This window comes from Streptomyces sp. NPDC104581, from assembly GCF_055583685.1.
This window is the reverse complement of record NZ_JBVJNN010000030.1, coordinates 29,755-42,597: the sequence shown is the minus strand read 5'-3', so window position 1 is coordinate 42,597 and position 12,843 is coordinate 29,755. Positions and strand designations below refer to the sequence as shown.

Genomic DNA, 12,843 nt, shown 5'->3' with positions numbered 1-12,843 from the left:
AGCGGGAGGTGACCCCATGGCTTCACGGAAGACGACCCTGACCGGCGGAATCCGCAGCGAGACCCCCGGTACGGCCGCCACGCCGAACCACCTCCCGCCGCTGCCGATCCAGGTCAACGCCCTCCAGGCGCTGTGCCGTCAGACGTTCGGCTTCCGGATGGCGATGATCGTCCTGGCCGCGCCGTTCGCACTCGACCGCACGGCGCCCGGACTCGCGACCTGGCTCGTCGGCTCCTCCGTGCTCGTCACGTTCATGGTCTCCTACGTCCTGCTGCGGGACTGGGAGCGCTTCGGTCCCATCCTGCTGCGCCACCCGTCGCTGCTCGCCGTCGACATGCTCTTCGGCGCGCTGCTGCTGGCCACCGCGTCACCGGACTCGACCCTCGCGTACGTCACCATCTGTACGCCGCTGCTCGCCGGCCTGGTCTACGGCTGGCGCGGCGCCGCGCTCTTCGCGGTGCTCCAGGCCCTCATCGTGGCCGGCGCCTACACCGTCAACGACGAGGTGGAAGCGGGCTTCAACGCGCTTCTCCTGCCCGGGCTGTGCGTGATCGCCGGTGCCATCGGCAGCACCCTGCGCAACCTCATGCTCGGCTTCGGCACCGCCAGCCAGGCGCTCACCGAGGCCCGCGCCCGGCTCGCGGTCACCGGCGCCGTCGAGGAGGAACGGGCCCGGCTCGCCCGCGAGATGCACGACTCGGTGGCCAAGACCCTGCACGGTCTGGCGATGGCCGCCGACGGCCTCGCCAGCACGGCCGACCGCATGGACCCGCTCACCGTCAAGCACCAGGCGGAACTCGTCGCGCGCTCGGCCCGCCGTGCCGCGGCCGAGTCCCGCGAACTCCTCTCCGACCTGCGCCGGGAGTCCGGTCTCGACGGCGGGGTCGACGTCGTCGCCGAGCTCAAGTCGCGTACGGAGGACTTCACCCGGCGCCACAGCGTCCCGGCGTCCTTCCGTCAACTCGGCGAGACCGCCATGCCGCCCATCCCGCACGCCGTGGCCAGGCAGGCCCTGACCATCGCGAGCGAGGCCATGGAGAACGCGAAGCGGCACGCGCACCCGACATACCTCGACGTATCGGCGGGCGTGGTGCGCGACGTGCTGCGCATCAGCGTGTACGACGACGGGAAGGGCCTGCCCGAGGGCACCTCGCTCGAAGACCTCCGCCGGGCAGGCCACTTCGGCCTTGTCGGCATGGTGGAACGCGCGGCGTCGATCGGGGCCCGTATCCGCATCGGCAGGGGCCGGGCGGCGAAGGGCACCGAAGTACGGCTCGAACTCCCCCTCACGGCCCTGGGGCTGCCGCCGGGACAGCGTCCGCGGCAGCACCCCGCGCCACAGCTGAACTGAAACCGTCCGCGGTACGTCCCGGAGCAGCAACCCGCCCATCGTCCCCACCCATGAGAGGAGGCCGCAGCCATGCCGGACGACATCTCCCGGAGTTCCGGGCAGCACTGGACACAGCAGTCGCACGTATCGCAGCACTCGTCCTCGCACGCCACCCCGATCAGCTCGGAGCACACCGCGGGAGTCCCCACGTCAGCACCGCCGGCGGCATCCGGAGGATTCCCCGCCCTGCCAGGGCCGATGCCCACGACGCCCCCGCTGCGCGTCGTGGTCGCCGACGACAACCCGGTCGTACGCGCGGGTCTGACCGTCCTGCTGTCGGGCCGTGACGACATCGAGGTCGCCGCCGAGGCGGTCGACGGCCGCCAGGCGTACGAGCAGACGGTGCAACACAAGCCGGACGTGGTCCTGCTGGACGTCCGGATGCCGGGGGTCGACGGGATCTCCGCACTGCCGCACCTGGTGAGGCTCGCGCCGGTGCTGATGATGACGTACAGCCGGGAGAGCGAGATCGTCCACGAGGCGCTGCGGCTGGGCGCGGGCGGCTATCTCGTCCACGGCGAGTTCACGGCGGACCAACTGGTCGCCGCCGTGCGGGACATCAAGCAGGGCCGGGCCCACTTCACGCACTCCGCGTCCAGCGCGCTCCTGGCGAGCGTCCGGGACGGGGGCGGCGCGGACCCGGGCGCCGGTGCGCTCCCCGAGGGTCTGGGGACGGCGTTCACCGGTCCCGGCTACCAGCCGGCGCCACCGAGCCATTCGTCTGCAAACGCACACGCCGGTCATGGGCATCCGCCCTACGTTTCTCCGGCAAACCGGCAAGTAACACCCGGTGATCGGGAGTTGAACCGGCAACAATTTGCTCAAAGGTCTTCGCTTTCGCAAGCGAATGTGGCACATTCATCTCAAGCACAGGCGATGCCGGGGATGCCCGGCACGGCCGGGGCGGCCGGGTCTCCGGAGGGCCTCTACTCGGAGCTGAGCCAGCGGGAGGTGGAGATCATGGACCTGATCGCGTCGGGAATGACGAATCAGCAGATCGCCTCCGCCTGCTTCATCAGCCAGAAGACCGTCAAGAATCACATCAATCGCATCTTCGCCAAACTGAACGCCGGCAGCCGGGGCGAGGCCATCGCCTTCTGGCACGGGGCACGAGGGGGGTCGGCCGGTCGTGGCTGAGCGCACTGGGGGCCGCGAGGGCCGTCGCCGGAACATCGGGACCCGGCAAGCGGGTTGGGCCCGGCCTTGGGCCTTGGGGCCCATGCCGTGGGGTGTCGTCACGTCGTACTTTTCTCATGTCGCCAGCGGCCCCGGCCAGGAGGAAGCCGGAAGCGCGAGCGACACCGAGGACTCGTACGAGTCGGCCGGTCACCGGCCGGCCGACACCAAAGGGGAAGCTCATGTCGAACGTCACGCTGAAGGCCGCCACCAACGCCAAGCTCTACGTCGGCACCTGGGCGAACACGGCCGTCACGGCGATGAAGCGCCGCAGCGACAAGGGTCAGGGCGCGGTCGAGTACGTCGGCGTCATCGTGCTGGTGGCGCTGATCATCGCCGCGATCGTGGGCTCGGGTGTGGCCGACGAGATCGCGAACGGTCTGACCGAGAAGGTCGGCGAGATCCTCGGCGGCTGATAGTGCGCAGATCCCGCGAAGCAGGGCAGGCCGCCCCCATCTACATCACGATGGTGGCGGGCCTGCTCTTTCTCGCGCTCGCGTTCTTCGCGGTCGGCCAGGCAGGCGCCACACGCAACGGCGCCCAGTCCGCGGCCGACGCGGCAGCACTCGCAGCGGCCCAGGAATCCCGGGACCAGTTCCGACTCGACCTCCTGGGCAACCTTCTCCAGCCCGGCTATCTGGACGACATCTTCAACGGCAACCCGCTCGGGACCTTCAACGGCTGCGCCGAGGCCACCCGCTTCGCCGACAAGAACGAAGCGGACCTCGACACCTCCAAGCCCTCCGGCGGATGCGGCTGGACGGGTGACGGCCGGTGGGGCTTCACCGTCGACGTCATCACCCAGAAGCCGATGGGGGACAGCGTCCTCCCGGGCACCGAGGACGAGAAGGCCGAGGCCCACGCCACGGCCGTCGTCGAACCCCGGTGCACCTTCAAGCCGGCGGAGGACGACGAACCGCCGGCCGAGGAGGAGCCCGAGGAGCCCGGTGAGGGTGACGAGGGTGAAGAGGAACCGGTCTCTCCGGGTGAACTCGTCTGTGACGGCAAGGGTCTGAGCATCGACCCGGTTAATCCTGTGCTGCCTGACATGTCTGTCCTGTTCTCCGTCCGACTGGCCGAGGACTGACCGCGAGTGAACGCAAAGGAACAATTACTGATGAATATGCGGCATGGAACGAAGGCCCGGAAGGCGGCGGGAAGCGTCCTCGCAGCCGTGGCACTGACCGTGTCCCTCGCGGCCTGCGGCGGAGGGGACGACGGCGGGGACGACGACGCGGGCAAGTCCTCGTCGTCCTCCGCGCCGGCGGCCGACAAGACGGAGGACGACGGCGGGAACACCGTGCCGGACACCAGCCAGACACTGGCCACGGTCAACGGCAGCGACGGATTCCAGGTGGTCGTCCACACCGCCGCGCGCGACGACGGCGGGTTCCTGACCGTCACCGGAACGATCAAGAACACCGGCGACAAGAAGACGGGCGTACCCACCGAGTGGAACGGCCGTGAGACACAGGTCCAGCGGACCGGCCGTTCCCTCGCGGGATTCACCCTCGTCGACAAGGCGGAGAAGAAGCGCTACTACGTGCTGCGGGACACCGACGCGAACCCGCTGACCACCACCGGTATCGGCCTCGTGGACGCGGGCGCCAGCGAGGCGTTCTTCGCCCAGTTCCCCGCCCCGCCGGACGGGACGACGCAGGTCGACCTCCAGATGCCCACGATGCCCACCGCGACGATTGAGATCTCCTGATGCGTGCCCTGACGCGGCGCACGGGCCGGGCGGGCGTACGGCCCGCGGCGACGGCCGTGGCGGCGGCTGTCCTGTTCACCAGTGTGCAGTTCACCTTGGCGGCGAGCGCGTCCGCCGACGAGTCCCCCAGCACACCGCCGGGGACCGAGTCGACCCAGCCGCCGCCCGAGGTCGACGGCAACAGCTCCGGCCTCAAGCTCCGTGACGGTGCCACCCTCGCTCCCGCGAAGGTGCTGCCGATCATCTCGGTGGTCGAGTCCGAGGGCGGCGAAGAGCGCCGCGAGGACACCAGCGAGAGTGTGAAGTTCGCGCTCCAGGCCGAGGTTCTCTTCGGCAAGGACTCCGCGAAGCTGTCCGGGGCGGCGAACGCGCGGATCGCCGAGGTCGCCGCGGAGATCGAGAAGCAGGGCGCCAAGAAGGTCCGGGTCTTCGGCTTCACCGACAACCTCGGCTCGGCCGCCCATGGAGACGTGCTCTCCAAGCAGCGCGCCGAAGCCGTACACGGTGTTCTGGAGAAGGAGTTGTCCTCCGCCGGGATCACCTACGAGATCCGTGGCTACGGCGAGCAGTTCCCGATCGCCGACAACAGCGACGAAGAAGGCCGCAAGAAGAACCGCCGTGTGGAGGTCTCCTTCCCGCGCAGCGAGGCGGAGAGCTCCCAGAACTGATCGCTTCGCACGACACAGCGCTGCCCCGGTCGTCCTCCGTTCGGACGACTCGGGGCAGCGCTGTGTGCTGTCGGCCCGAGGAGGGCCGGCACATCCGCCCGGCCGGGCCCACTGCGCTGGTTGGGCCTGGACTTGGGCCTTGGGGCCCATGCCGGTGGGTGTCTCCCCGGCGTACGTTTCTCATGTCGCCAGCGAGTCCGGCCAGGAGGAAGCCGGAAACGCGGGGCGGCACCAGAGACTCGTACGAGTCGGCCGGTCACCGACCGGCCGTCACACAAGGGGGAAGTTCATGTCGAACGTCACGCTGAAGGCCGCCACCAACGCCAGGCTCTACGTCGGCACCTGGGCGAACACGGCCGTCACCGCCATGAAGCGCCGCAGCGACAAGGGCCAGGGCGCCGTCGAGTACGTCGGCGTCATCGTCCTGGTCGCCCTGATCATCGCCGCCATCGTCGGCTCCGGTGTCGCGGACGAGATCGCCGGCGGTCTGACCGACAAGGTCGGCGAGATCCTCGGCGGCTGATCAGCCACCGCACCACACACACCCCATCGAGCAGGGCAGGCCGCTTCCATCCCAGGCCAGGATGGAACCGGGCCTGCCCTGCTCGTTTTCCCGGCCTTTGAGCCCCTGTTGGGCCCTGAGGCCCATGACCCGGTCCGAGGGCGGGCCGTAGCGTTGTGGGTATGTTGCCATCGGGGGTAGTACGTCTGGTTCGTCAGGTCCACCGTCGTGCGCGGCCGGCTATGCCGCGCACCGAGACGCGTTTGCTGGGTGCGCTGCGTTGGTCGCAGCGGGGGCAGGGGGCCATCGAGTACGTGGGTCTGGTTGTCGTGGTGGCGGCGATCGTCGGTGCTCTGGTGGGTACGGGTGTGGGGCCGGCGTTGGCTGAGGGGATCAGTACGCAGGTCTGCAGGATCACCGGTGGTGGTGACTGTGGTGGCGGGAGTGATTCCGTCGCGGACGGCGGTGAGGACGATCAGGGTGGGTCCGGTGAGCCGGTCGCGGATGATCCGGCGTCCGACACCGGTGGTGGCGAGGGTGGGAAGTCGCAGACGGAGCTGGATTACGAGGCCGCGCTGAAGGAGCTTCAGGACGCTCAGGCGGCTGAGAAGAGTGATTCCGACAAGGCGAAGGAAGCGGCGAAGGAACTCGCGAAGATCCTGGCCGACGAGTTGGGTATCACGGATGCTCTGGACTGCGTCACCAAGGGCGACATGGGCGCCTGCACGGAGACGTTGATCAATGTGCTGCTCAGCATCGTCGGCGGTGCGGTCGGCAAGTTGGCGGCGAAGTACGGGGCTCCGTGGAAGTGGAAGAAGGCCGTCGAGCTGGTCAAGAAGCTGAAGAAGCACGGCGGTGATCTGTATGACGGTCTCAAGGGTCTGATCAAGAACCGTAAGCGGGTCGACGACGCGGAGGACAAGCTCGCCGACGCGAAGAAGAGACTCGACCAGGAGAAGAAGGACAAACCCAAGGACGGCGACAAACCGAAGTCCTGCGCCGTCAGGCACAGCTTCCTGCCCGGTACCCCGGTGCTGCTCGCGGACGGCAGCCGGACGGCGATCGACAAGCTGCGCGCCGGTATGTACGTCGTCGCCACCGACCCCAGGAGTGGTCGGAGCGAGGCACGCGCGATCGAGCGGACGATCACCACGCACGACGACAAGGACTTCACCCGGCTGACGGTCCGCACCGACTCGGGCACGGACGTCCTCACGGCCACCGACACCCACCCGTTCTGGCTGACCGGCCGTCAGCGCTGGGCGGACGCCGGGGACATCAGGGCCGGTGACGACCTCCGTACGCCCGCCGGCACGTCCGTGCGGGTCACCGCCGTCGAGCGGTACACCAAGCGACAGACCACGCACGACCTCACCGTCAACGGCATCGCGACGTACTATGTCGTCACCGGTGACACCCCGGTCCTCGTGCACAACAACGACTGGTGCACCGACGAGGAGAGGCTCGAAGACGCCGGTGACATCGCCAGTGGCCACGCCGACAACAAGCACGCGAAGGACTTCCCCGGTGTCTCGGCGGAGGACCTCGGCAAGCTCGCCACCGATGTCATGAAGAATCCCTCGCGGACCAAGCCTCTCGGCAGCGGCCGGAAGGCCTACCTCGGCAAGGACGGCACGACCATCGTGATCCATGACCCGATGCATCCGGACGGCGGAACCATCTTCCGCAGGGACCCGGCATCGCTGGAAGACTACTGGACGGAACTCAACTGATGGGCAGCGAAGTGGCGGCGAGCGCACTGCTCGCCGAGGACGAGACGGCGCTGCTGCGGCGCGCGCTCCTGGAATGGGGCGGGCCCGCCCGGTGCTCGGACCAACTCGCCGTCGGTATGGGCTTCGAGAGCGAGCGCGACCTGCTCGACCAGTGCCCCCGGCTGCGGCGGGCGCTCGCCGACGACGCGCCTCTCGCCCCGGTCGACTGGGCACGGATCCTGCTCGCCGTCGAGATCGTGTTCGTCAGCGATCTGGCGGGCACGGGGTTCGAGTGGCCGACGACGACCGGACTCAGTGACGAGGTGACGATCAGGACGCTGCGGTCCGTCCAGCGCAAGCTCGGACGAACCGTCAAGCAGTACTACGGCGAGACCCCGAGCGACGCGCCGCGACCTTAGCGACGCGTGACGTTCCCGAGGGAACCGCACGGCCCGTTCCGCTGTCCCGTACCGGCAGAGGCTCACGTACAGGGGGACGGGTCGTGCGCCGTTCGTGGCCGGAGTCGCGCACCGAGACGCGCTCGCTGGGTGCCTCGACCCCCGCCGACGCGAAGTTCCGCACGGAGGCGGGCCGCGCACGGCCTGTCGGCGGGCGGCACCCTCGTGGCGGTGGTCCCCGCCGGTGTGGACGACGGCTTCCTCACGCACGGCACGACGGTCGGACTCGCGACCGAGCGCGGTGGCTTCCCCGAGACGTACGCGGAGCTGGACCGATTCGTCTCCGAGGCGATGGCCGCACTCGGAGCCGGCCGGGACGACCGGTCCTGAGCACCGGCATCGAATCCACCGCGGGGGACGGCGACGGACAGCCGAGGGTGCCCTTCGGGGCCGGCCTGCGGGACGCGCTCGGCGCGGCCCCACCCGTACCCATGACAGAAGGCCGACCCGCCACGACGCCGGGGTGAACCAGAGGTGACGCGCTTGGGTCCCCGGACCCATGCGAGGCGGCGTGAGCCGCTGTTAGCGTGCAATACCGGTCAGTAGAGAGCGAGATGGGATTCCGATGAGGACGCGCACCGCAGGTACGTCACGGCGGACCGGCACGGTCGCCGCGCTGGCCGCGCTCGTGCTGGGGCTCACCACCGCCTGCGGCGGCGGGGACAGCGGTGGCGGGGACGCCGACAAGCCGAAGAAGCCGGACGCCGCCAACGCCTCGGCGGAGACCGAGGACCCCAAGGATCCCGGGCAGGTCTCGGAGCCGCCGGCCCTGGAGGAGCAGCCGAAGACGGTCGACCCGAAGGTGAAGGGCGTCGGCGCCGGTGGCGGCAAGGAGCTGACGAAGGCCGGGCTGGACGAGGCGGTGCTCGCCACCGGCGACGTGTCGACGTTCAAGGTCGGACCGATGGACGGGCCGCCCGCGCAGGGCGAGACCGCCGACGACCCCGCGTGCGCGCCGCTCACCGCGATGATCAACGGCAGGCCCGAGCCCGGTGCATCGGCCGCCGTCTACCGCCAGCTCGTTGGCGCGAAGACCGGCCGCCCCGCCATCTCCGAGTTCCTCACCACCCACGGGACCCAGGGCGCCACCACCCTCCTCAGCCGGCTGAGCGACGCGGTCAAGGCCTGCGAGGGCGGCTTCAAGGGGAGTGGCGCGGGCAGCAGCCCCTCGACCTACTCGGCCGTCAAGCGCCTCGACATCCCCAAGGCGGGCGACGACGCCCTCGCGTACCAGGTGACGGGCGAGTTCGAGGGCGATCCGGTGCCGCTGGTGTTCCATGTCGTACGCGTCGGCGGCACCGTCGCCACCTTCTACACCGTGAACCTCGAAGGCACCAGGACCCCCGAGATCCCGTCCATCCTGCTCGCGACCCAGGCGGCCAAGCTCAAGTAACGGCGGACGGGCGGACCTTACGCGTCCACGCTCAGCCGTACGCCCGGCCGCACACCCCACCGCTCCATCGCCCCGGCCTCCGCCTCCAGCACGTGCCGGGCCCGCAGCCGGGGCAGCGGCAGCCGGCCGGGCTTGAGCGTATGGACGTCGACGACCTTCAACTCCTTGTCCAGATACGCCACATCGATGGTGAAGCCCATCCGGAACGTGTGGACGCTGCTGCACGGCGTGATCAGCAGCGCCCCTTCGAGCCCGGTCCGCCCGAGCAGCCCCCGCCGCCGTGTGCCGTACGAGGCCGCGATCTCCAGTTCCACCGGCTCGTTCCGGCCCTCGACCGTCAGCCTGCCCTTGCCGTTCTGCCATTTCCCCATGGCGGTAGACCATACGACCCCCTCGCACGGTGTTCGGCAGGGGCGGCAGGATCTGGGCCCGGTGACGGCCGGATGTGGGCCCCAGGACCCATGACCCGCGGCGCGGTCCGCCCTAAGGTCGAGCTGTGTACGCCACGCTGATCGTTGTCGCCGTTATCTGGGGCTCAGCCACCGGGCTCCTCCTGCCGCGCGCCGCGTACCGGCTCTCCGTCGAACCGGAGGACCCGTACCGCGACAGCTGTGAGGCCGGGCACCCGATCACCGGGCCCGCGCGGGGCTGGCTCGGCACCGCGGGCTGCGCGACCTGCGCCGCGGCGGGCGGTGCGGTGACAAGCGCCGGAGCGGCGGGACGTACGGACTCCGTGGCCGCGGTCTCACCGGGGCGCGCGGAGGCCGGCGAGGCCACCCTTCCCCGCGGCGACGTCCGCACAGACGGGCCCGCGACGGCGCCCGGCGCGGACACCACCGCGGGCGGAACCGGCACCCCGGCGGACGGGGCCGACAGCGCCCCGGACCCCGGCGCCGACGCCCACGACGCAGGCGACGACACCGACACCGCGTCCGACACGACGGCCTCCGCGCCCGTCCTTCGCGGCGCGCGCTACGCCCCTTCCGCCCCCGTCGTCGTCATCACCGCCCTCGCGTGCGCCGCGCTCGCCGCCGCCACCGGCCCCCGCCCCGAACTCGCCGTATGGCTGCTCCTCGCGCCCTTCGCCGTACTGCTCGCGCTCGTCGACCGCAATGTGCACCGGCTGCCCGACCAGCTGACGCTGCCGCTCGCAGCTGCCGCCGCCGCGCTGCTCGGGATCGCGGCGCTCCTCCCGCACGACGGCGGCTCCTGGTCGACCGCGCTGCTGGGCGGACTCGTCCTCGGCGCCTGCTACTTCGTGCTCTTCCTGATCAACCCGAACGGCATGGGCTTCGGCGACGTCAAGCTCGCGCTCTCGCTCGGCGTCGTGCTCGGCTGGTACGGCTGGCTGGTGCTCTTCGTCGGCGCGTTCGCCGGATTCCTGCTCGGCTCGCTGTACGGGCTCGGGCTGATACTCCTGCGCCGCGCGAACCGTAAGTCCGCGATCCCGTTCGGCCCCTTCATGATCGCCGGGGCGCTGCTCGGTGTGCTGCTCGGCGCCCTCGCCGTCTGACCCGGCCGTCCACCGCCCTCCACCGCGCGTGAAACCCGGTCGCGGTCCACGGCGCGTGAAATGCGCTCGCCGCCGGTACGGGGCTCCTGCCACCATCCCCTCATGTCCACCACGCCCCCTCCCCGTTCCGCCTCCGGCCCCCGTACCTTCGGCGAGCTGATCGCCGAGGCCGACGCCGTCCCCGTCGACGGCTGGGACTTCTCCTGGCTCGACGGGCGGGCGACCGAGGAGCGGCCACCGTGGGGCTACGCCCGTGCCATGGGCGAGCGGATGGGCCGCGCCACCGCCGCCCTCGACATCCAGACCGGCGGCGGTGAAGTCCTCGCCTCCGTACCGAAGCTGCCGCCCCTGACCGTGGCCACCGAGTCGTGGCCGCCGAACGTCGCCCGTGCCACCGCGCTCCTGCACCCGCTCGGTGTGGCGGTCGTCGGCGACCACGACGAGCCGCCGCTGCCCTTCGGGGACGAGGCGTTCGACCTCGTCGTCAGCCGCCACCCGGTACGGGCGTGGTGGACGGAGATCGCCCGGGTCCTGCGGCCCGGCGGCACCTACTTCTCCCAGGAGGTCGGCCCGGCCAGCGTCTTCGAACTGGTCGAGTACTTCCTGGGACCGCGGCCGCCCGGGGCGCGTGCCGCACGCGATCCCGAACGGGCCGCGGCGGCGGCCGGGGCCGCCGGGCTGGACGTGGTGGATCTGCGAACGGCCGAGCTGCGCACCGAGTTCCACGACATCGGCGCCGTCGTCTACTTCCTGCGGAAGGTGATCTGGATGGTGCCCGGCTTCACCGTCGACGGACACCGGGACCGACTCGCCGCGCTGCACCGCCGTATCGGGACCGAGGGCCCCTTCGTGGCCACCACGACACGCTTCCTGATCGAGGCGGTCAAGCCCGGCCTGGCCTGACCGGGCACCCGCCCGCGCGCGACCGCGCCGGCAGTCAGGCGCGCGCCCCGACCGGCACCGGCCCGACCGTCGGCCTCGGTACGCCCTGAAGAATCTCGCCGGTCCGCTCCACCCGCTCGTCCTCCACGTACTCCCATCGGGTGGCGACTTCTCGCCAACGCGCCGCCCCTCTCCGCACGCGCAGCACCGCTGTCCTGGGCCTTTACCTGTCCGGCACAGCGATCGGGTGACTCCGGAACGTGACGACGGTGCTGCGTGGCACGCAGCACCACTTACGAAGGGTTATGGTGGAAACCCCCCCTCGGGCCGGTCCGTATCCCCCCCACGGACCGGCCCGTTTTTCATGTCCGCGCCGAGGTCAGCCGCGCCCGGCCCAGATGTTGGTGCCCTCGGTGTCCACGGCGAAGGCGTCGATCTCCGTCAGCTCCTCGGCCGACAGCGCCGCCCCGGACAGTGCCGCCACGTTCTCCTCCAGCTGCTTCACGCTGGACGCGCCGATCAGCGCCGATGTCATCCGCTCGTCGCGCAGCACCCAGGTGATCGCCAGCTGCGCCAGCGACTGACCGCGCCGCCGGGCGATCCCGTCGAGCCCCTTCAGCCTCCGCAGGACCTCGTCCGAGAGCAGACCGGGGTCCAGGGACTTGCCCTGGGTGGCCCGCGAGCCCTCCGGGATCCCCGTGAGGTACTTGTCCGTCAGCAGGCCCTGCGCCAGCGGTACGAAGGAGATGCAGCCCATGCCGGCCGACTCCAGCGTGTCGAGCAGACCGTCGTCCTCGATCCAGCGGTTGATCATCGAGTAGGAGGGCTGGTGGATGAGCGCCGGGACGCCCATCTCCTCCAACAGCCGTGCGGCCTCGGCGGTCTGCTCCGCCTTGTACGACGACACCCCCACGTAGAGCGCCTTGCCCTGCCGCACCGCCGACGCCAGCGCGCCCATCGTCTCCTCAAGAGGCGTGTGCGGGTCGAAGCGGTGCGAGTAGAAGATGTCGACGTGGTCGAGACCCATCCGCTTGAGGGAGGCGTCCAGCGACGACATCAGATACTTGCGCGAACCCCATTCCCCGTACGGCCCGGGGTGCATGAGATAACCGGCCTTGGTCGAGATGACCAACTCGTCGCGATAGGCCGTGAAGTCCTGCGCGAAGATCTTGCCGAAATTCAACTCGGCCGATCCGGGCGGCGGCCCGTAGTTGTTCGCGAGGTCGAAGTGCGTGACGCCGAGGTCGAAAGCGCGGCGCAGGATCGCGCGCTGCGAGTCGAGGGTCCGGTCGTCGCCGAAGTTGTGCCAGAGGCCGAGGGAGAGCGCGGGCAGCTTGAGGCCGCTGCGCCCGCTGCGCCGGTACTCCATGGAGTCGTACCGGTCCCGGGCCGCGAGATAAGAGGGGAATTCAGTCACGAGTCCTTCCTTATCACGTAC

General features: G+C 70.4%; 15 protein-coding genes. 13 read left to right on the top strand and 2 right to left on the bottom strand.

All coding sequences use genetic code 11. From position 1 onward, the window contains the following. Positions 1–16 precede the first annotated feature (16 nt). The 11 genes from ACZ61E_RS23025 (at position 17) to ACZ61E_RS22975 (ending at position 9,010) form a co-directional block, all read left to right on the top strand. Positions 17–1,351, top strand: a complete 1,335-nt coding sequence (locus ACZ61E_RS23025) for a sensor histidine kinase (RefSeq protein WP_469701723.1) — start codon at positions 17–19, stop codon at positions 1,349–1,351. A gap of 69 nt (positions 1,352–1,420) precedes the next feature. After that, positions 1,421–2,527, top strand: coding sequence for a response regulator transcription factor (locus ACZ61E_RS23020; RefSeq protein ID WP_469701722.1), 1,107 nt, complete (start codon positions 1,421–1,423; stop codon positions 2,525–2,527). Positions 2,528–2,748: 221 nt separating this feature from the next. Further along, entirely contained in the window at positions 2,749–2,982 is a 234-nt protein-coding gene (locus ACZ61E_RS23015; protein WP_385046369.1) for a hypothetical protein, read from the top strand. Between the two features lie 2 nt (positions 2,983–2,984). After that, positions 2,985–3,653: a pilus assembly protein TadG-related protein gene (locus ACZ61E_RS23010; protein WP_469701721.1), complete on the top strand. Its 669-nt coding sequence runs from the start codon at positions 2,985–2,987 to the stop codon at positions 3,651–3,653. 30 nt (positions 3,654–3,683) lie between these two features. Then, positions 3,684–4,277, top strand: coding sequence for a hypothetical protein (locus ACZ61E_RS23005; RefSeq protein ID WP_469701720.1), 594 nt, complete (start codon positions 3,684–3,686; stop codon positions 4,275–4,277). Continuing rightward, a complete protein-coding gene (locus ACZ61E_RS23000) occupies positions 4,277–4,945 on the top strand; it encodes an OmpA family protein (protein ID WP_469701719.1) in 669 nt (222 codons plus the stop codon). The genes ACZ61E_RS23005 and ACZ61E_RS23000 overlap by 1 nt, the downstream gene beginning before the upstream one ends. 289 nt (positions 4,946–5,234) lie before the next feature. Next, entirely contained in the window at positions 5,235–5,468 is a 234-nt protein-coding gene (locus tag ACZ61E_RS22995; RefSeq protein ID WP_469701718.1) for a hypothetical protein, read from the top strand. A 293-nt stretch (positions 5,469–5,761) separates the two neighbouring features. After that, complete coding sequence (locus ACZ61E_RS22990) at positions 5,762–7,180, top strand: Hint domain-containing protein (RefSeq protein ID WP_469701717.1); 1,419 nt, start codon at positions 5,762–5,764, stop codon at positions 7,178–7,180. After that, positions 7,180–7,578: a hypothetical protein gene (locus ACZ61E_RS22985; RefSeq protein ID WP_469701716.1), complete on the top strand. Its 399-nt coding sequence runs from the start codon at positions 7,180–7,182 to the stop codon at positions 7,576–7,578. The genes ACZ61E_RS22990 and ACZ61E_RS22985 overlap by 1 nt, the downstream gene beginning before the upstream one ends. 210 nt (positions 7,579–7,788) lie before the next feature. Then, complete coding sequence (locus tag ACZ61E_RS22980; RefSeq protein WP_469701715.1) at positions 7,789–7,947, top strand: hypothetical protein; 159 nt, start codon at positions 7,789–7,791, stop codon at positions 7,945–7,947. Positions 7,948–8,182: 235 nt separating this feature from the next. Then, a complete protein-coding gene (locus ACZ61E_RS22975; protein WP_469701714.1) occupies positions 8,183–9,010 on the top strand; it encodes a hypothetical protein in 828 nt (275 codons plus the stop codon). Between the two features lie 17 nt (positions 9,011–9,027). Here ACZ61E_RS22975 and ACZ61E_RS22970 read toward each other — a convergent pair whose 3' ends face one another. Next, positions 9,028–9,381 carry a DUF192 domain-containing protein gene (locus ACZ61E_RS22970; protein WP_469701713.1) on the bottom strand — a complete coding sequence of 118 codons (354 nt, stop codon included), beginning with the start codon at positions 9,379–9,381 and terminating at the stop codon, positions 9,028–9,030. A gap of 125 nt (positions 9,382–9,506) precedes the next feature. On the opposite strand from ACZ61E_RS22970, the gene ACZ61E_RS22965 reads away from it, so the two are divergent. Together ACZ61E_RS22965 and ACZ61E_RS22960 are read left to right on the top strand one after the other, a co-directional pair. Beyond that, positions 9,507–10,523, top strand: coding sequence for a prepilin peptidase (locus ACZ61E_RS22965; protein ID WP_469701712.1), 1,017 nt, complete (start codon positions 9,507–9,509; stop codon positions 10,521–10,523). 102 nt (positions 10,524–10,625) lie between these two features. Further along, the gene (locus ACZ61E_RS22960) at positions 10,626–11,426 is read left to right on the top strand and encodes a class I SAM-dependent methyltransferase (RefSeq protein ID WP_469701711.1); all 801 of its coding nucleotides are present in this window, start codon (positions 10,626–10,628) and stop codon (positions 11,424–11,426) included. A gap of 358 nt (positions 11,427–11,784) precedes the next feature. Here the strand turns inward: ACZ61E_RS22960 and mgrA are convergent, their stop codons facing one another. Further along, positions 11,785–12,822: an L-glyceraldehyde 3-phosphate reductase gene (gene mgrA, locus ACZ61E_RS22955; protein WP_469701710.1), complete on the bottom strand. Its 1,038-nt coding sequence runs from the start codon at positions 12,820–12,822 to the stop codon at positions 11,785–11,787. Between the last annotated feature and the right edge of the window lie 21 nt (positions 12,823–12,843).